13 protein-coding genes and 1 pseudogene are annotated in these 18,326 nt (G+C 72.5%); 8 read left to right on the top strand and 6 right to left on the bottom strand.

What is annotated here, in order from left to right:
- Positions 1-146: 146 nt before the first annotated feature.
- Entirely contained in the window at positions 147-2,612 is a 2,466-nt protein-coding gene (locus CU044_RS10725; protein ID WP_129768281.1) for a hypothetical protein, read from the top strand.
- On the opposite strand, the gene CU044_RS10730 is transcribed toward CU044_RS10725, so the two are convergent.
- From CU044_RS10730 to CU044_RS10750, 4 genes and pseudogenes are all read right to left on the bottom strand, one after another.
- Positions 2,582-5,008, bottom strand: a complete 2,427-nt coding sequence (locus tag CU044_RS10730; protein WP_129768282.1) for a right-handed parallel beta-helix repeat-containing protein — start codon at positions 5,006-5,008, stop codon at positions 2,582-2,584. The genes CU044_RS10725 and CU044_RS10730 overlap by 31 nt on opposite strands.
- Before the next feature lie 375 nt (positions 5,009-5,383).
- Positions 5,384-5,995, bottom strand: coding sequence for a hypothetical protein (locus CU044_RS10740; RefSeq protein WP_165371850.1), 612 nt, complete (start codon positions 5,993-5,995; stop codon positions 5,384-5,386).
- Positions 5,996-6,276: 281 nt separating this feature from the next.
- A pseudogene (locus CU044_RS39480) lies at positions 6,277-6,375 on the bottom strand (MOSC domain-containing protein); the annotation flags it as partial.
- Between the two features lie 155 nt (positions 6,376-6,530).
- On the bottom strand, positions 6,531-7,016 hold the full coding sequence (locus tag CU044_RS10750; RefSeq protein WP_129768285.1) for a DUF6643 family protein: 486 nt from the start codon (positions 7,014-7,016) through the stop codon (positions 6,531-6,533).
- A 249-nt stretch (positions 7,017-7,265) separates the two neighbouring features.
- Here CU044_RS10750 and CU044_RS10755 point away from each other — a divergent pair, with 249 nt between their 5' ends.
- Positions 7,266-8,573 (top strand): TerD family protein, encoded by a 1,308-nt coding sequence (locus tag CU044_RS10755; RefSeq protein WP_240045482.1) that lies wholly within the window; start codon positions 7,266-7,268, stop codon positions 8,571-8,573.
- Positions 8,574-8,635: 62 nt separating this feature from the next.
- Here CU044_RS10755 and CU044_RS10760 read toward each other — a convergent pair whose 3' ends face one another.
- The gene (locus CU044_RS10760) at positions 8,636-9,901 is read right to left on the bottom strand and encodes a glycosyltransferase (RefSeq protein ID WP_129768287.1); all 1,266 of its coding nucleotides are present in this window, start codon (positions 9,899-9,901) and stop codon (positions 8,636-8,638) included.
- 58 nt (positions 9,902-9,959) lie between these two features.
- Here CU044_RS10760 and CU044_RS10765 point away from each other — a divergent pair, with 58 nt between their 5' ends.
- Together CU044_RS10765 and CU044_RS10770 are read left to right on the top strand one after the other, a co-directional pair.
- Positions 9,960-10,838 carry an aspartate/glutamate racemase family protein gene (locus CU044_RS10765; RefSeq protein ID WP_240045483.1) on the top strand — a complete coding sequence of 293 codons (879 nt, stop codon included), beginning with the start codon at positions 9,960-9,962 and terminating at the stop codon, positions 10,836-10,838.
- 182 nt (positions 10,839-11,020) lie between these two features.
- Positions 11,021-11,581: a hypothetical protein gene (locus CU044_RS10770; protein ID WP_129768289.1), complete on the top strand. Its 561-nt coding sequence runs from the start codon at positions 11,021-11,023 to the stop codon at positions 11,579-11,581.
- A 171-nt stretch (positions 11,582-11,752) separates the two neighbouring features.
- On the opposite strand, the gene CU044_RS10775 is transcribed toward CU044_RS10770, so the two are convergent.
- The gene (locus CU044_RS10775) at positions 11,753-12,814 is read right to left on the bottom strand and encodes an O-antigen ligase family protein (RefSeq protein WP_129768290.1); all 1,062 of its coding nucleotides are present in this window, start codon (positions 12,812-12,814) and stop codon (positions 11,753-11,755) included.
- A 331-nt stretch (positions 12,815-13,145) separates the two neighbouring features.
- Between CU044_RS10775 and lnt the strand changes: the two genes are divergently transcribed.
- The 4 genes from lnt to CU044_RS10795 all read left to right on the top strand — a co-directional run bounded on the left by lnt (position 13,146) and on the right by CU044_RS10795 (position 18,317).
- On the top strand, positions 13,146-14,753 hold the full coding sequence (lnt, locus tag CU044_RS10780) for an apolipoprotein N-acyltransferase (RefSeq protein WP_129768291.1): 1,608 nt from the start codon (positions 13,146-13,148) through the stop codon (positions 14,751-14,753).
- A gap of 9 nt (positions 14,754-14,762) precedes the next feature.
- Entirely contained in the window at positions 14,763-15,242 is a 480-nt protein-coding gene (locus CU044_RS10785; protein ID WP_129768292.1) for an NUDIX domain-containing protein, read from the top strand.
- 56 nt (positions 15,243-15,298) lie between these two features.
- Complete coding sequence (locus tag CU044_RS10790) at positions 15,299-16,174, top strand: 3-hydroxybutyrate dehydrogenase (RefSeq protein WP_129768293.1); 876 nt, start codon at positions 15,299-15,301, stop codon at positions 16,172-16,174.
- Positions 16,175-16,394: 220 nt separating this feature from the next.
- The gene (locus tag CU044_RS10795) at positions 16,395-18,317 is read left to right on the top strand and encodes a GAF domain-containing protein (RefSeq protein WP_240045484.1); all 1,923 of its coding nucleotides are present in this window, start codon (positions 16,395-16,397) and stop codon (positions 18,315-18,317) included.
- The last annotated feature ends 9 nt before the right edge of the window (positions 18,318-18,326 follow it).

Raw genomic sequence — 18,326 nt, forward strand, 5'->3', positions numbered from 1 at the left:
TCGTGTTCGGTCGTCAGGGGCTTCATCCTCCCATGCGGTTCCGGCGCACGCTCCGGTGGTTGGCGGACTCGGAGGGAGGGGAGATTCAGTGGGGGCCGGGGCGGCCCCGCCGTCGTACCGAGTCATTCCGAGAGCGAGCCACCGAAGTGTCCCCAGAATCACCGGATCCGGATCCGCGAAGCGGCGGAACCGCGCTCGAACTTCTGGTCCACGGCGTCGGCGGGGCCACCCCGCAGAAGATGCTCGACGATCCGCGTACGGTCAGGATCACCGGAGACGAGACGGCCGCCGTCTACCGGCGCGCCGACGACGTGGACGCCGAGCTCCACCCCGAGCGCTACCGGGGCCGGCCGGTCCCCGAGGCGTACTGCTGGTCCAATCTCACCTCGGGCAATGGCTCGCGCGCCCTGTGGCTGCTGCTGCTCCCGTTCATGGTGGTCAACCTCGCGCACTGGATGCGGCCGGCCACGAAGGGCCTGGGCAGGTCGCAGCGGCTGTACGGCGTGCTGGTACGGCTGGTGGCGCTCACTCTCACCGTGCTGCTGACGGCCGCGGCCTGCGAGGTCGCGCTCGATCTGACGGCGTGGCAGTGCGCCGGATCGGCGCGGTGCGTCGCGGACCGCTCCTGGCTCGGCTTCCTGTCGCCGGAGCAGCACGGCTGGTGGTCGCAGCCGGGGCGCAGGCTGGCCCTCGCCGCCGTGGTGCCCACCGCGCTGGTGGTGCTGTTGTGGTACCTCTCGAACCGGACCTGGAGCGCGTACGAGGCACAGCGCCCGCCCACCGACGAGCTCCCCGTCGGCGCACCCGCCGCCACGCGCGAGGCGCCCGGCACCGAAGGAGCGTCGGCCGCTGACGGGGGCCGGGCCGCGGACGAGAGCGGGGCCGTGGACGAGGGCCGGGCCGCGAGCGACGACCCGGTGACGGTACGGCCCGCCCTCGGCCGCCCCGGCTTCTGGTACGGACGCAGACTGGTCGCCCGGCTCCGTGCCGCCCACACCGCCGCAGGCTTCCTCACCATCGCGGCGGCGCTCACGGCCGCCGCCACCGACCACGACCGGAGCGCCGACGCCGGCCCGCTCGGCCCGCTCGGGCTGCTGCTCCAGGCAACGCTGGCCGGATGCGCGGCCGTTGTGCTCTGGGTCGTGTGCAGCCGGGGCCGCAGTGAGCGCAAGCGCGACGGCTCCCTCGACAAGCTGCTGATCAGCGCCCTGCCCGCCACCGCGCTCGGCGTGCTCGTCCTGGCCGTCGTCCACGCCGCCTGGTCCAGGCCCGGCTGGGTCTCCGCCGGCGGGCTCCCCGGCAACCTGACCTTCCTGGTGCTCGCGCTGGCACAGATCGCCCTGATCGTCGTGCTCGTCGTCACGGCCCAGGTCCTGCACCGCCGCGCGCCGCATCCACGGATCGCGATGCGCGGCCTCGGCGGGCCCGCCGTCGCGATGCTCGCCTGCGCCCTGGGCGGGGTGATGACCGGCGGCGTCGCCCAGCGCGTGGCCGACTGGCTCGACGGGGACGCCACCCCCGGCATGGACGAAGGAGCGATCGTGGGCCCGCCGGTGCTGCTGAGCTGGCAGGCCTCGGTGATCCCCGTACTGCTCGTGCTGCTGCTGATCCCGGTCGCCGTCCTCGGTGTCCGTACCGTACGGGCCGCCCGCAGGCTGGCCCCGCTGATCGAGCGGGAGTACGAGAAGGAGACGGCGGACCCCTTCCGTACCCGCCAGGTGGCGGGCGCGCGGGCCAGGGCCGCGCTCACCGACTACGCGCCCCGGCTCGTCGGAGTGCTCTCCGGGGCCTCCCTGCTGCTCGGCGCGGGCGCGGTCGCCGGGTCATGGCTGAGCGGACAGGTGCCGGGGGAGGCCGCGGAAGGCACCGACTCCTTCGTCGAGTCCGTGGCCGACACCGCGCAGTCGATCGGCTCCTGGCTGGTCGGCCTGGGCTTCCTGCTCTTCGTCACCTGGGGACGGCGTGCCTACCGTGACGCCTCAGCCCGGCGCACCATCGGCATCCTCTGGGACGTGGGTACGTTCTGGCCGCGCGCGGCCCACCCCTTCGCGCCGCCCTGCTATGCCGAGCGCGCGGTCCCCGACCTCACCTGGCGGATCCTCTCCTGGACCGGCCGCACCGGTGGCCGGCTGGTTCTGTCCGGCCACTCCCAGGGCAGTGTGCTGGCCGCGGCGGCCGTCTGGCAGCTGCGGTCCGCGACCCGTCACCGGGTGGCGCTGCTGACGTACGGCTCACCGCTGGAGCGGCTGTACGGCCGCTGGTTCCCCGCGTACTTCGGCGCCGAGCAACTGGGGCAGCTGAGCAGAGAGGTGCACTGCTGGCGCAATCTGTGGCGGTCCACCGACCCGATCGGCGGCCCGGTGCGGGTTCCCGAGGACGGCGACCGACCGGAGGTGGACCGCGGGCCGCTGAGGGACCCGCTCGCCTACAGCCGTACGGTGCTCCATCCACTGCCCGAGCCGATCCTCGGCCACTCCGACTACCAGGCGGACCCGGTCTTCGCGGAGGAACGCGCCGCGCTGCTCGACCGGCTGCCCCCGGCGGCGCTGCCCACGCAGCGGGGCGAACGGGAACCCGAGGGTCAGGGCAGTTCGGGCAGATCGTCCGCGTAGAGCAGGGTCAGGTCGTCCGTGCTGGTCTCCGGCAGCTGGGCGACCCGGCCCGCGTGCCGCTCCACCATCGACTCGAACGTCTGGCGCGCCGTACGGCCGTTGCCGAAGGCGGGCCCCTTGGGCAGCGCCGTGAAGTACTTGAGCAGCGCCTCGGCCGTGCCCTCGCCCAGCCGGTACTCCTGCTCCTCCGACTGCTGCTCCACGATCCGCAGCAGTTCCTCGGGCACGTAGTCGCTGAAGGTGATGGTCCGTGAGAACCGGGACGCGACACCGGGGTTGACCGTCAGGAACCGCTCCATCTCGGCGGTGTACCCGGCGACGATCACCACCACCGCGTCCCGGTGGTCCTCCATCAGCTTCACCAGGGTGTCGATCGCTTCCTTGCCGAAGTCCCGCCCCGAATCCTCGGGGGAGAGGGCATAGGCCTCATCGATGAACAGCACGCCGCCCCGCGCCCGGTCGAACGCCTCCTGCGTACGGATCGCGGTCGAGCCGATGTGCTCGCCGACCAGGTCGACCCGGGAGACCTCGACGAGATGGCCGCGCTCCAGGACTCCGAGTGAGTGCAGGATCTCGCCGTACAGCCGGGCCACGGTCGTCTTGCCGGTGCCGGGGGAGCCGGTGAAGACGAGATGACGGCGGACGGACGCCGCCTTGAGGCCCGCTTCCTTGCGGCGGCGGCCGACCTCGATCATGTCGGTGAGCGCCCGGACCTCGCGCTTGACGCTGTCGAGGCCGACGAGAGAGTCGAGTTCGCCGAGGACGGCCTCGGAGGCACGGGCGGGTGTCGTCACCCCGGGGACGGCGTCCGTGAGCTGGGCGGTGGCACTCTGCGTGCTCTGCGCCGGCACCGAGCCGAGGAGCCCGGTGGACTGGGTCGCGGTCAGCACGGCCGAGGGTTCCAGGGACGGCGTCGGCGGGGCCAGTACACCGCTCTCGTCGCTGGTGCAGTCCTCGACGGTCGGCCCGTCCTCCGCGAAGTCGTACCCGCCGCGCGCGCACCGTTCCGTACGGCACCGGGTGAGCGTCGTACGGCAGCCGTCCATCACGTGGAAGCCGTAGCCGCCGCTGCCCGTCACCCGGCAGCTGTGGAAGGTGCCCCGGCCCTCGGCCGAGACGTAGAAGCCGGCCTCGGCGGGCGAGGTGACCGTGCAGCGCTCGATGGTGGGGTCGGCGCCCTTGGTGACGATGACGCCGGTCTGGACGCCGTCGATGGTGCAGGAGTTGAGCGTGCCGCCGCTGCCGTGGTCACGGAACCAGGCCCCGGTGGACACCTCCCTGATCCGGCAGTCGTCGAGCTGCGCGGTGGCCCCGTCGCTCACGGACACCGCCGTGTTGCGCACCTGCGAGATATCGGTGTCCACGACATCGGCGCGCGAGCCGCGGTCGAGGACGAAGAGCGCGTCGGGTACGTCGTGCACCCGGCAGGAGTCGAGCACGACGGTCGCGCCGTCGCTGACCCAGACGGCCGGGTAGTCGCCCGTACTGTCGTGGATCTCGCACTGGTTGGCGTCGACGCGGGTGCCCGGATCCCAGACGGAGAGCCCGTTGCGGCCGAAGCGGCGCACCGTCGAGCGGGTCAGCGTCAGCACCGAGCGGGAGCGCAGATCGACGGCGTTCTCCGGGATGTCGTGGATATCGCAGTCGGAGAGGGTCAGTACGGCGTCGGTGTCCAGGGTTATCCCGTCCGCCGAGGTGCGGTGCACGGAGGAGTCGGTGAGATGGGCGGCGGCCCGGGACGCGATCTGCACGCCGGTGCCCTTGATCTCGTAGATCTCGCAGCCCACCGCCTCCAGACCGCTGCCCTCGCCGGTGACGGACAGCCCCGAGCCCGAGGCGTGGTGGATCCGGCAGCGCTCCAGCCGCGGATGCGCGCCGCCGCGCACGGAGACACCGGCCTGTCCCGCCGCGACGATCTCGCAGTCCTCGAACACCCCGCCCGCGCCGTCGAGTACGCCGATGCCGACCCCGGCCGGATTGTCGACGGTGCAGCGGCGGACGGTCGGGCGGGCCGCGCCGCGCACCTCCAGGCCGGCCGCGGAGCGCGTCACGATCCGCAGATCCGACAGCTCCGGTGTGCCGTCCTCGACGAGCAGCGCGGGGGCCGCCGAGTCCTGTCCCTCCACATGGAGGTCCTGGACGGTGGCGGAGGCGCGCACGGTCAGCGGTACCCCGTCGGCGGGCGCGATGCGTACGGAGCCGAGCGAGCCCTCCGGGCCGCGCAGCGTGACCGCCCGCGTGACGACGAGATTCTCCCGGTAGGTGCCCGGGGCGATCGTGAGGACGTCGCCGTCACCGGCGGCCTCCAGGGCAGCGGCGAGGGAGGCGTATTCGCCTGTGCGGCGCCGCCAACGCGATGTTCCGGTGTGCGTCACCTGGACCGTGCCCTGTGCCATGGCGCTGCTGTGCCCCCACCTCGTGCGTGTGCGCGTGCTCTGCCGTCCCGGGTACCGGCCCCGGACCCCGGCCGCGAAGGCGGACCGGGCGGCACCACCGTAGCGCGCGTGGAGGCGCCGAGTTGACGTGAACGGCCAGGGCCTGTCTTCAAAGTAGCGCCGTCCGCCCGGAGGGCGGGCTCGGCGGCGTCCGGTGCGTGCGATCGCAAGGCGGAGGGTCGCCCCAGTACTGGACGTACTGGGGTGATCCCGACAACGCCGCGAGCGTGCGTGCCGGACGCCGCCGAGCAGGCGGGACTTTGAAGACAGGCCCTCATACTGGGCTTCGTCTCGGCTGCCAGGATGTGCCGCCTCGACGGCCGGGAGGGCATCGCCTCAACTGCCCGCGCCGGTACGGCCCCAGTCGGGACCGGCTGCGGCCCAGGCGCGGTCGAGCCGCCGGTAGCGCCGCTGTACGAGCCGCCATACGATCAACCGCCGCGCGCCCTCCACGAGTCCGACGGCCAGGGCCGTCGCACCGAATCCGGCCAGGACCGCGTGAACGCGCGCGCTGGTCGCGTTCATCGGGCCCCGTACCTGCTTGTCGGTCCGCCGGTCGGTCCACATGCTGAACGTGTCGCCGGCGCGCGGATCGCGCAGCGGGGCGGAGACCGTGCCGGTCCGCGCGCTGCCGTCCACCGCGTACCAGGTGGCGGTCACGCGGGTGCCCGAGGAGCGCTTCGAGAGTGACTCCGCGTCGTAAGCGGTGTGGTGCTGGTCGGCCGCGCGGTCAACGACCACGGCGGTCGTGCGATGCCGCTGCTCGTGCTGGACGCGAACGGTGTCCCTCAGTGACGAGTCAAGGGTGTTGCGGCAGATCCAGCCAACGGCGGGGGTCGCGAGAGCGAACAGCAGCACCGCTGTCAGCGCGACCCAGGCCTCCACGAGATCGGTGCCTCGGCGCAGGGGATTGTGCCGCCAGCGCCAGAGTCCCACGATGATGCGCACAGTCCCGCACCTCCTTCCCGTGTCCCTTTTAGCCGTAGGGAGCGGGATTTACGCGCGAGGGACCGCAAGAGAGAGCAAGCTCACCTCGATGCCCCCTGCACGTAACGTGTGGGATACCGGGTGGTGTTCCTGTGACGCGTGGGTTTCGCACAGGTGTCACGCCGGACGAACGGGCGTCCGGGAAGGCGTGGTTCGGGACGGGAAGCGCGACCTCACCCACAGCGATGCGCCGCCAGTCGCCGCCAGCCGTCCTCCGTCCTCCGGAGACGTACTCGTCCGGCCCCGGCCACCACGGAATTCGGCCGGAACCGTTCCATGGGAAGCGGGCCCTCGTCCGAATGATCTCCTTGCGCGACCGAGGAGTTGAGGGCGTCGAGCGCGCGAGCGCCAGGCGACGTCCTGCCGGCCACCCCGGGACCCCGGCAGGTCAGTACCCCCCGTCGGTACGTCCGTGCCGTCGGCGCTCCCGCGTTGTCACTACGGCCGAGCCGTCACCACTGCCTCACTACCTCACTGCCCAACCGTCCCCGCGCTGTCAGTACCCCCGCGTCTGGTAGGGCCGGTTGTACGGATCGTCGTACTGCGTGTGCGTGGGCTGCGCGGCGGGCACCGGACGCGAGGCCGCCGGACGCATCGCCTCATAGCCCGTACCGGGCATGGGGCGCTGCGGCTGCGCCTGCTGCTGGGGCTGCTGGCCCGGGTAGCCCCGGGGCGGCGCCTGCTGCGGGATGTACGGCGCGGGCGCGTGCTGGAGCGGCATGGGCTGCTGCGCCTGCTGCTGGTAGCCGCCCCCGTACGAGGAGTACGAGGCGGCCGACGGTGAAGGAGCCGCCGGGAGGGCGGGCAGCGCGGCGGGCAGAGCCGGCAGATAGCTGTTGCCCGTGTCGTAGGCGGAAGGCACTCGGATCGGGGCGATCTGAGGCGTGCCCCGCTCCGCGACCAGGGAGTCGTAGATAGGGGTGTCCGGGAACGACGGCGCGGTGTAGTAACCGCCGCCGTAGGTGGCGCGGGGGGAGGTCATAGGACATAAGTTAAGCCCACCATGTGCCGGTTGGGGAGTCCGATAAGGGGGTTGTTTCGGGAGCTGTGGGTGACTTCGGATCCCCAATGCGAGCGAACATGGGAAAAACGGTCGTCCGATGGCGTTCAGATCGTGTAAAGGGCAGGCTAGCGGGGGGTTACGGCGATCCGACGGGGTCCGGCCGGTGTTCCAGCGATTAGGTTGGCCGCGGGTAATCTTCGGACACCGCGACTCGCGATGGGGGCGAGCATGTCCATGCTTAAGGGAGCCAATCTTCCGGTACAGGCGCAGGCCGTCCGCGTCGAATTGGGATGGCGTTCAGGACCGGGGGTGCCGGACGTCGACGCCTCGGCACTCCTCCTCGTGTCGGGAAAGGTCCGCTCGGACGCGGACTTCGTCTTCTACAACCAGCCGGCCCACACGTCCGGGGCCGTACGCCACGAGGGCAAGAAGACCGGCCCGGACGGCGTCACGGACACGCTCGCGGTGGATCTCGCCCGGGTCGAGCCCGCCGTCGAGCGGATCGTCGTGGCGGCCTCGGCCGACGGCGGCAGTTTCGGCCGGGTGCCCGGTCTGCGGGTGAGGGTGCTGGACGCCGCCTCCGGCACCGAGATCGCGCGGTACGAGAGCCAGGACGCGACGGTCGAGACGGCGTTCCTCCTCGGTGAGCTGTACCGGCGCCAGGGGAGCTGGAAGTTCCGGGCGGTGGGGCAGGGCTACGGCAGCGGACTGGCGGGCCTGGCAACGGACTTCGGTATCTCCGTCGACGATCCGGCGCCGCGCACCGCCCCGGCGGCCCCGGCGCCCGTACGTCCGGCGCCCGTACGGTCCGAGCCGGTACGCCCCGAGCCCGTACGCACCACGAGGCCCGCCGCTCCGGCTCCGCCCCCGCCTCCGGCCGCTCCGGCGCCCGCGCCCGTCCGGCTGAGCAAGGTAACGCTGACGAAGGACGCCCCGTCCGTCTCCCTGGCCAAACAGGGCGGCACCTCGGGCGCGATGCGCGTCAACCTCAACTGGCAGATGCGCAAACAGTTCCGGGGCTGGGGCGCCAAACTCGGCCGCGCCGTCGCCAACCACAGCGACCTCGATCTCGACCTGTGCGCGCTCTATGAACTGACCGACGGACGCAAAGGCGTTGTCCAGGCGCTCGGCAATGCCTTCGGCGCGCTCAACCAGCCGCCGTACATCCATCTCGACGGCGACGACAGGACCGGAGCGGTCTCCAGCGGCGAGAACCTCACGATCAACCTCGACCACAAGGACCGGCTGCGTCGCGTCGTCATCTTCGTGACCATCTACGAAGGCGCGCGCAGTTTCGCGGAGCTCGACGCGACCGTCACTCTCCAGCCGCAGCACGGAGCCCCCATCGACTTCGCGCTCGGGGAATGCACGGTGCCCTCGACGGTCTGCTCGCTGGCCCTGATCACCAATACCGGCTCCGACCTCGTCGTCCAGCGCGAAGCACGTTTTCTCGTACCGGAACGCGGAGTGAGCCCGCAGCGCACCATCGATTACGCCTATGGCTGGGGCATGAACTGGACGCCCGGCAGGAAGTGAACCGTGCGCGAAGTCCGGTCTCCCGCGACGTGGTGGGTCAGGGGTCGCGCGACGCGGTGGGTTCAGGGGTCCGGCGCGGTCTCGGGACGGGTGTACGTGCGCCCCTTCCAGGCCGCGCCCCGGCCCCGGTAGTGCCGCACCGCGGAGTCGACCGTCATCAGCAGATAGAGGAGCGCGGTGAACGGCAGCAGCGGGGCCAGCCACGGCGACAGCCGGTAGTACCGCAGTATCGGGAGATACGTGCCGGTCATCACCGCCCACGCGGCGAACCCCAGCCACCCCGCTTCCGTGTCCCCGCCGAACACCCCGGCACAGAGCGCGACGGGCGGCGCCAGATAGACCACCGCGAGGCCCGCCACGGTGAGCACGAGCAGCAGCGGGTTGTGCCGGAGCTGCGCGTAGGCGCTGCGCGAGACCATCCGCCAGAGATCGGCCAGCCGCGGATAGGGGCGCACGCTGTCCACCCGCTCCGCCAGCCCCAGCCAGATCCGTCCCCCGCTGTGTCTGACCGCCCGCGCCAGTGACACATCGTCGATCACGGCCTGACGGATCGACTCGGGCACCCGCGCGCGCTCGGCGGCCTCCGTGCGCAGCAGTACGCAACCACCGGCCGCCGCCGTGGTGCGCGCGCCGGGGCTGTTGATCCAGCGGAACGGATAGAGCTGCGAGAAGAAGTAGACGAACGCCGGCACGACCAGCTTCTCCCAGCCGCTCGCGACCCGGAGCCGCGCCATCTGCGAGACCAGGTCCAGTTCGTGCGTCCTGGCCGCGACGACCAGCTCCCGCAGACTGTCGGGCTCATGGGCGATATCGGCGTCCGTCAGCAGCAGGTACTCGGGGTCGCGGGCGCGGGCCAGCGCGATGCCGTGCCGCAGCGCCCACAGCTTCCCGGTCCAGCCGGGCTCCGGTTCACCGGGCGTGGCCACCGTCAGCGGCAGCCCGCCGTACCGCGCGGACAGTTCGCGGGCCAGTCTGCCCGTACCGTCCGCGCTGCCGTCATCGATGAGGAATATCTCCGCCCGGCCCGGATAGACCTGTGCCAGCAGGGACGGCAGGGACTCGGGCAGTACGGCCGCCTCGTCCCGCGCGGGTACGACGAGAGCGACGGACGGCCACCGCTTCGGATCGTCGTGGTCGGCGCCCTCCGGGCGTCCCCGCTGGTCACGGTCGCGGCCGTGACCGGTGCCGTCGTAGCGCGAACCCTCACCGGCGGCACCGTCCTCGCGCGCGGGGAGCCGTTGGTCGGTCCGCCAGAAGAACCCCTGACCCAGCAACAGCCAGCCCCAAGCGGCCAGCGAACCCATGGCGATCCAGGCAACGGTGCTCATTCGCCGCAGTCTGCACCACATCGACCGGACCGCACATGCTGTCGACTATGGTGACTGGGTGAAGATCGCACTCATGGACTCCGGCATCGGTCTGCTGGCGGCGGCCGGTGCGGTTCGGCGGCTGTGCCCCGAGGCCGACCTCGTCCTCTCCTCGGACCCCGACGGGATGCCCTGGGGTCCCCGCACCCCCCGAGATGTCACCGAACGCGCGCTGGTCGTCGCACGGGCCGCGGCCCGACACCGCCCCGACGCACTGATCGTCGCCTGCAACACGGCGTCCGTACACGCCCTGCCCACGCTCCGCGCCGAGCTGGAGCCGCGGCTGCCGGTCATCGGTACGGTCCCCGCGATCAAGCCCGCGGCGGCGGGCGGCGGGACCTTCGCGATCTGGGCCACCCCGGCCACCACGGGCAGCCCCTACCAGCGCGGTCTGATCCGGGACTTCGCCGCGTCCGCCGGGGTCACCGAAGTGCCGTGCCCAGGGCTCGCGGACGCCGTGGAGAACGCCGACGAGGCCGCCATCGACCGCGCGGTGGCCGCGGCCGCCGCGCTGACCCCACGTGATGTAAGGGCCGTCGTCCTGGGCTGCACCCATTACGAACTCGTCGCGGAACGTATCCGTACCGCCCTCCGGCTGCGCGGTCTGCCGGCCGTCGTCCTGCACGGCTCGGCAGGCGCGGTCGCCGCGCAGGCGCTGCGCCGTATCGGCGCGCGGTCCGCTGACGCAGGGGTGGAAGACGGCGGGGAAGGTTTGGTCCCCGCTTCGGCGGATCAGGGGGCCACCGGGGTGAACGTTCCCTTGAACGGTCCGGTGAACGGGGTTCCGGTGACCGGGCGCCTCACCGTGCTGCTCGGCGGGCGCGAGTCCGCACTGCCGGAACCCGCGCTGGCGTATGCCGAGGGGCGGCTGCTCGTCGCCGTCAGCCAGGTTCACTGAAGGGCTTGCCGAGGGCGTGCCGACGAGTGCGCCGTTCCGCTGAGGAAGAGTGCGCCGTTCCGTTGAGGAGTTCACCGGGAACGGCGATCGGAGGACGAGCGGCCGCCGGACCCTGTGACGTAGCCCTCCATTCGGCGGCCAAAAGAATCCTCCTTGGGTGGAATCTGAGTACGCTGCTTGCCATGAGGGAGTACCCCCGGCAGGAGGGCCAAGGCGCCGAGCCCCTGCCCGAGACCTGGACCGGGCGCGCCACCAACCGTGTGCAGTGGCTCCTCGCCGCCGCGGGCGCCGGGTGCGTCGCGCTCGGGGTGCAGCTGGCCGTGGACTCCAACTGGGCGTCCGGTGTCACCGCCCTGCTGATGTCCGTCGTCGGCTGTGTGGCGGCGGGCCTGCTGATCCTCTTCGGCACCCTGGCCTTCGTCCATGTGGCGGTCAGAGTCGACGGCGACTGCCTGGAAGTGCGCTGCGGCCACATGGGACTGCCCCGTCGGCGTATCGAACTGGCGCATGTCGTCGACGCCGACTTCGTCCCCCGGGTCACCCCGCGCCAGTGGGGCGGCTGGGGATACCGCTGGCGCCCCGAGATGGGCACCGCCGTGGTGGTGCGCCGAGGAGAGGCACTCGTCCTCAAGTTGGGCGACGGCAGGACCTTCACGGTGACGGTGGACGACGCCGAGTCGGCGGTGAGGGTCATCCGCGGCCGGCTGCTGCTGCTCCCCAAGCCCAACGCGGCAGGCGTCTGAGCCGCGGTTGGAGCCGTCGTTCCGCCGGCGTCCGAGCCGCTCCCGCCGGTGTCCGGGTCGGCCGCTCCCGTCGGCGTCCGAGCCGCTCCAAGCCGCTCCCGCCGATCTCCGGCCCGTTCCGCCGATGTCCGGGCCGTTCCGTGGAGTCCGTCCGGGCCCGTTCCGTGGAGCCTATGCCGGGCCGGCCGCCCTGCGCGCCGTCGCCAGGCCCGCGAGCAGGCTCGCGCCCGCCGTCACCGGTGTGAAGCTCAGCGCGTTGCCCACGCTCGCCAGCACGGCCAGTGCCGTCAGGGTGGCGCCCGCCGTCAGTACCACCGGGGTGGAGCAGGGCGAGCGCCCCAGTCCGTACAGCAGCCAGCCGAAGACCGCTCCCAGCAGCAGTACGCCCACCACGCCCTGTTCCGCGGCCTGCTGGAGCGGTGCCGAGTGCGGCGTGCCGTCGGTGTCCAGCGACTGCGAGACGGTCGGGCTGAGATCGCCGAAGCGGTCCGGCCCCACGCCGAGCACCGGATTCGCCTTCGCCAGCTCGGCCGCGTCGTGCCACAGCGCCACCCGGTACTGGGTGAGCTGTCCCTCCAGCGAGACCGAGAGCCCCTCGGGCAGCGCCCGCTCCGCCACCGCCCAGGACGTACCGACGACCAGCGCGGTCGCCAGCCCGAGGCCGGCGAGGGCGAGCAGCCGGCGCCGCATCCTGGCCGCCGCCAGCGAGCAGAGCAGTACCCCGAGCGCCGCGACGAACCCCACGAAGGAACCGAGCAGTACTGCGGTGCCCGCGACCGCCAGCGCCTGTAGCCGCAGTGCCGTGCGCGCGGCCGGCCGCCGGGCAGCCGTGGCCGCGCAGCAGGCCGCGCCCGCCGCCAGGACGAGCAGCGCGGTGACCGCGCCAGCGCCGCCCGACTGAGCGACGACGGCCACCGTCGTGCCGAACGTCCTCTGGCTCGATACGAGCGCCGCCACGAGCGCGCCGACCGACACGACGGTCGCGGTGGCGACCGGCACCAGCGACCCGCTGATCCGGCCGAACACGTATCCCGCGGTGACGGCGAGCACCGCGAGCAGGGCGCCCTCGGGTCTGCCGTCGCGCCCCGCCGCGCTGATCAGCGGCCATACGGCGCAGCCGCCGAGGACCAGGGCGCCCAGCACATCGGGTCCGCGGCCTCGTTCTCCCCCGGGGGCGCGGAGGTGTTCCCGTACGGCTTCCCGTACCGCGGAGTGTTCCGCCGGCGCAGTCATCCCGTCGACCCCCTGAGCTGTGACGGACCCTGTCCGATGACGGCCGGATCCGGCCGTCAGATGGTGGTCAGGGCTGGCGCACACGGTAACCGCAATCGTGGGGATATGTGGAGACCTCGCGGAGGAACGTTACTGCGCACAGATGGCGGGTTGTTCTGCGGGGTCACCCGGCGATCTCCCGACCGGATCACTCGATCGGGCTACTCGACAGCGACGGATCGGCGGGCGCCCGTCGGCCGGATCGACGGGCCGGCCGACGGGCAGCCCGGCGGACCGGCCCAGGGATCACCGTGCTCCCCGGCGCACAGCGGATCACCGTAGACTCCGCCGGGTGAGCGCCACCATGACCACCGTTGAGCCCCCTCCGCCCGCCTCCGCGCCCGGCGGCGGGCAGCGCCTGCTGCGAGGTCTCGCCAGGCCCGGCGCCGCGCTGGTGTCCGGCGTACTGCTCTACGCGAGCTTCCCGCCCCGCACCCTGTGGTGGCTGGTACTGCCCGGCTTCGCCCTGCTCGCCTGGAGCCTGTACGGGCGGCGGGCGCGCGCCGGGTTCGGCCTCGGCTACCTCGCGGGCCTCGGCTTCCTGCTCCCGCTGCTGTTCTGGACGGGCGCCGAGGTCGGGCCGGGGCCCTGGCTCGCGCTCGTCGCGGTCGAGGCCCTCTTCATCGGCCTCACCGGACTCGGGATCGCGGTCGTCAGCCGGCTGCCCCTGTGGCCGGTCTGGGCCGCGGCTGTCTGGATCCTCGGTGAGGCGGTCCGCGCCCGGGTGCCGTTCGGCGGATTCCCCTGGGGCAAGATCGCCTTCGGCCAGGCCGACAGCGTCTTCCTTCCCCTCGCCGCGCTCGGTGGTACGCCGGTGCTCGGCTTCGCCGTCGTGCTGTGCGGCTTCGGACTGTACGAGACGCTGCGCCGGCTCCTCGCGTACCGCCGGACCGGAACGCTCCCGCGCCGGGCCATGGCCGCCGCCGCGGCCACCGTGTTCGTCCCGCTCGCCGTGGCGCTCGCCGCCCTGCCGCTGGTCGACGACTCCGCCGAGGACGGCACCGCGACCGTCGCCGCCGTACAGGGCAACGTGCCGCGAGCCGGTCTGGAGTTCAACGCCCAGCGCCGCGCGGTCCTCGACAACCACGTACGCAGGACCCTCCAGCTCGCCGCCGATGTGAAGGCCGGCAAGGTGCCGCGGCCCGACTTCGTGCTGTGGCCGGAGAACTCCTCCGACATCGACCCGTACCGCAACGCCGACGCGCGCGAGGTGATCGACCGGGCCGCCGAGGCGATCGGGGTCCCGATCTCCGTCGGCGCCGTCGTCACCCCCGACACCGGACCGCTGCGCAACACCCAGATCCTGTGGGACCCGGAGCGCGGCCCGACCGAGACGTACGACAAGCGGCAGATCCAGCCCTTCGGCGAGTTCCTGCCGATGCGCTCGCTGGTGAAGACGATCAGCCCCGGATACGCCGAGATGGTGCGCCGGGACTTCGGCCGCGGCACGAAGCCCGGGGTCTTCGACCTCGCGGGCACCGAGGTGGGGCTCGCGACCTGTTACGAGGCGGCCTTCGACTGGGCCGTACGGGACACCGTCACGCACGGCGCCCAGCTGATCTCCGTGCCCAGCAACAACGCCACCTTCGACCGCAGCGAGATGACGTACCAGCAGCTGGCGATGTCGCGGGTACGGGCGGTCGAGCACAGCAGGACCGTGATCGTCCCGGTCACCAGCGGCGTCAGCGCGATCATCCAGCCGGACGGGACGATCACCCAGCAGACCGGGATGTTCACCCCGGACGCCCTGGTCGCCGAGGTGCCGCTGCGCTCCTCGCTCACCCCCGCCACCCGGCTGGGCACCCTGCCGGAAGGCGTGCTGGTGGCCGTCGCGGTGGGCGGACTCGGGTGGATGGCGGTCCGTTCCGTGCGCAACCGGCGCCACACGGCGGGCGGTTAGGGTCGGAGCATGGCAACACCTGACTTCATCCGAGAGATCCGGGCCACCGCCGGACACCAGCTCCTTCTGCTGCCGGGCGTCAGCGCGATCGTCTTCGACGACGAGGGGCGTGTGCTGCTCGGCAGGCGCGCCGACACCGGGCGCTGGTCGATCATCGGCGGGATCCCGGAGCCGGGGGAGCAGCCCGCGGTCACGGCGGAGCGCGAGGTGTACGAGGAGACCGCCGTGCGGTGTGTGGCGGAACGGGTCGTGCTCGTCCAGGCGCTGAAGCCGGTCACCTACCCCAATGGTGACCAGTGCCAGTACATGGACATCACCATCCGCTGCCGCGCCGTCGGCGGTGAGGCGCGGGTCAACGACGACGAGTCGCTGGACGTGGCGTGGTTCGCCGTGGACGCGCTGCCGGCGCTGGAGGAGTTCGCGCTCTTCCGGATCAAGCAGGCGCTCACCGATGCACCCACATGGTTCGAACCCACCAGTTCGGAGTGAAGTGTGGGCGCTGACCATATCGGTCGGGGCCGACGCCGCTCCTTAAAGTGCGGAACATGACCGCGCCCACCACACCCGAGTCCGTACCGGGTCCGGGCCCCCGAACACCGGGGTCCCGCATTGCCGACCGTCCCGTAGCCGCCTCCGATGCCGTTGTCCCCGCCTCTCTCCCTCTTGATCTGACGGGCCGCACCGCGCTGGTCACCGGCGCCGCGAGCGGTATCGGCCGGTCCTGCGCGCTGCGACTCGCGGCGGCGGGGGCCCTGGTCAGAGCAGTGGACCGGGACGCTCACGGTCTCGACTCGCTGGCCGAGGAGGCCGACGGGCTGCCCGGGACGGTCGAACCGCGAGTCCTCGATCTGACCGATCTCGACGCGGCGGAGCGCGTGGCACGGGATACCGACATCCTGGTCAACAACGCGGGACTGCAACTGGTCCGCCCCATCGAGGACTTCCCGCCGGACGTGTTCCACACCGTCCTGACGGTCATGCTGGAGGCGCCCTTCCGGCTGATCAGGGGCGCGCTCCCGCACATGTATGACCAGGGCTGGGGTCGGATCGTCAATATCTCCTCCGTACATGGGCTGCGCGCCTCCCCGTACAAGTCGGCTTATGTGGCGGCCAAACACGGCCTCGAAGGACTCTCCAAGACCGCCGCCCTGGAAGGCGCTGCGCACGGGGTCACCTCCAACTGCGTCAATCCCGCCTATGTGCGCACACCACTGGTCGAGAAGCAGATCGCCGACCAGGCGGAGACACATGGCATTCCCCGGGAGCGGGTCGTGGCCGATGTCCTGCTCCAGGACTCCGCGCTCAAGCGGCTGCTGGAACCGGACGAGGTGGCCGAGGCGGTGGCCTATCTCTGCACTCTTCAGGCGTCGTTCATCACGGGCACCTCCCTCGCGCTCGATGGCGGCTGGACCGCGCACTGACCTCGGGCGGGTAACTGTAGGGTCCCGGCGGGGGCATCGGCCGTGGCCCGGACGGGGGTTGGCGGTGCCCCGGGAGGGGGCCGGCGGTGGCTCGGACGCCGGTTGGCGGTGGCCCGGACGGGCGCCGGCAGTGGCCCGGGAGGGGGGCCGAGTTGTTCACATCGCATCCGTTGTCCACAGGGCTGGCGCGGCCGGCCGTAGGGCGGGTAATCCTGTGTCCATGTCCGATGCCATGTCCCACGACCAGGCTTCCTACCTGGAGCTCCTCGCACGCGGCGCCGCGCCGGAGGCGTACGACCGCCCCGCGCTGCTCGCCCGTGCCGAGGGCGCCGGGCCGGAGGCGCTCGCCGCCTTGGAGCACGCCAAACGGCTCGCCCTGCGGGTACGGGCCGAGCTCGCGGAGCGGCGGCGCCGCGAGGCCGAGCTGTCGGCGCTCTTCGAGACCGCGCACGACCTGGCGGGGCTGCGCGATCTGGACGCCGTGCTCCGCGCGATCGTCCAGCGCGCGCGTTCGCTGCTGGGCACGGAGGTCGCCTACCTCTGCCTCAACGACCCGGCGGCGGGCGACACGTACATGCGGGTCACCGAGGGCTCGGTATCGGCCCGCTTCCAGCAGCTCCGCCTCGGCATGGGGGAGGGGCTCGGCGGACTCGTCGCGCAGACCGCGCGCCCCTACGTCACCGACAGCTACTTCGACGACCCGCGCTTCGAGCACACCACGACCATCGACTCCGGTGTACGGGACGAGGGGCTGGTCGCCATCCTCGGCGTGCCGCTGATGCTCGGCAGCCAGGTCATCGGTGTGCTCTTCGCCGCGGACCGCCATGCCCGGGTCTTCGAGCGCGAACAGATCGCGCTGCTCGGCTCGTTCGCCGCGCACGCGGCGGTCGCGATCGACACCGCGAATCTGCTGGGGGAGACCCGGACGGCGCTCGCCGAGCTGGAGAAGGCCAACGGGATCATCAAGGAGCACAGCGCGGTCATCGAACGCGCCTCGGACGTGCACGACCGGCTGACCGAACTGGTGCTGCGCGGCGGGGGTGTCCACGACGTGGCGAGCGCGCTCTCCGAAGTGCTCGACGGCACGGTGGAGTTCGCGCACCCCGATTCCCCCTCGGTGACCGCGCTGGAACTGACCGGCACCGCGGGCCGCGCCAAGCGCCACGGCGAGGTCTGGGGCGCGGCCGTATCGGCCGGCGGCGAACTGCTCGGCGCGCTCGTCCTGCGCGGGCATCCCGGCCTCGACCCCGTCGACCAGCGCACCCTGGAGCGGGCCGCCATGGTCACCTCCCTGCTGCTGCTCGCCCGCCGCTCCGCCGGGGAGGCCGAACAGCGGGTGCGGGGCGAACTGCTGGACGACCTCCTCGACGCCCCCGACCGCGATCCGCGCCTGCTGCGAGAGCGGGGCGCCCGGCTGCGCGCGGACCTCGACGCCCCGCATGTGGTGCTGGCCGCCCGGATCGACGGCCCCGCCCCCGACACGGCCGGCGCCTCGGGAGCCACCGAACGGGAGACCGCCGACCGGCGCCGCCTGTGGTCCGCCGCGTCCCATCTCGCGGCGACCGGACAGGGCCTGGCCGCCACCCGCGACGGCGGCACGGTCCTGCTGCTGCCGCTCGCCCCCGGCGACAGCGCGGCCGAGCTGGCGCGACGTACGGCCGGGCAGCTCGGCGGCGCCCTGCGTGAGTCCGTCACCATAGGCGCGTCCTCGGTCATCGAGGCACCCGCCGCGCGTCCGGGCGCGATAGCCGAGGCGTACGCGGAAGCCCGCCGCTGCCTCGACGCCCTGCGGCTGCTCGGCCGCTCGGGCGACGGCGCTGCCGCCCAGGACCTCGGCTTCCTCGGTCTGCTGCTCGCCGACACCCGTGACATCGAGGGCTTCGTGCACCGCACCATCGGCGAGGTCGTCGCGTACGACCTGCGCCGGGGCACGGACCTCGTACGCACCCTGGGCGCCTACTTCGCGTCCGGGATGAGCCCGGTCCGTACGAAGGACGAGCTGCACGTCCACGTCAACACCGTGGCCCAGCGGCTCGAACGCGTCGGCCGGCTGCTCGGCCCCGACTGGCAGTCACCGGCGCGGGCCCTGGAGATCCAGCTGGCGCTGCGGCTGCACGCCATGTCGGAGGCCGTCGTACGGTGAACGGGGAGT

The sequence above is a fragment of the Streptomyces sp. L-9-10 genome, assembly GCF_004151105.1.
In the GTDB taxonomy this organism is placed as follows: domain Bacteria; phylum Actinomycetota; class Actinomycetes; order Streptomycetales; family Streptomycetaceae; genus Streptomyces.

Bases quoted from the DNA above. Each gene is read 5' to 3' on its own strand.
- CU044_RS10730 (WP_129768282.1), bottom strand. From the start codon at position 5,008: ATGGCACAGGGCACGGTCCAGGTGACGCACACCGGAACATCGCGTTGG.
- CU044_RS10750 (WP_129768285.1), bottom strand. From the start codon at position 7,016: ATGACCTCCCCCCGCGCCACCTACGGCGGCGGTTACTACACCGCGCCG.
- CU044_RS10755 (WP_240045482.1), top strand. From the start codon at position 7,266: ATGTCCATGCTTAAGGGAGCCAATCTTCCGGTACAGGCGCAGGCCGTC.
- CU044_RS10760 (WP_129768287.1), bottom strand. From the start codon at position 9,901: ATGAGCACCGTTGCCTGGATCGCCATGGGTTCGCTGGCCGCTTGGGGC.
- CU044_RS10770 (WP_129768289.1), top strand. From the start codon at position 11,021: ATGAGGGAGTACCCCCGGCAGGAGGGCCAAGGCGCCGAGCCCCTGCCC.
- CU044_RS10775 (WP_129768290.1), bottom strand. From the start codon at position 12,814: ATGACTGCGCCGGCGGAACACTCCGCGGTACGGGAAGCCGTACGGGAA.
- CU044_RS10785 (WP_129768292.1), top strand. From the start codon at position 14,763: ATGGCAACACCTGACTTCATCCGAGAGATCCGGGCCACCGCCGGACAC.
- CU044_RS10790 (WP_129768293.1), top strand. From the start codon at position 15,299: ATGACCGCGCCCACCACACCCGAGTCCGTACCGGGTCCGGGCCCCCGA.
- CU044_RS10795 (WP_240045484.1), top strand. From the start codon at position 16,395: ATGTCCGATGCCATGTCCCACGACCAGGCTTCCTACCTGGAGCTCCTC.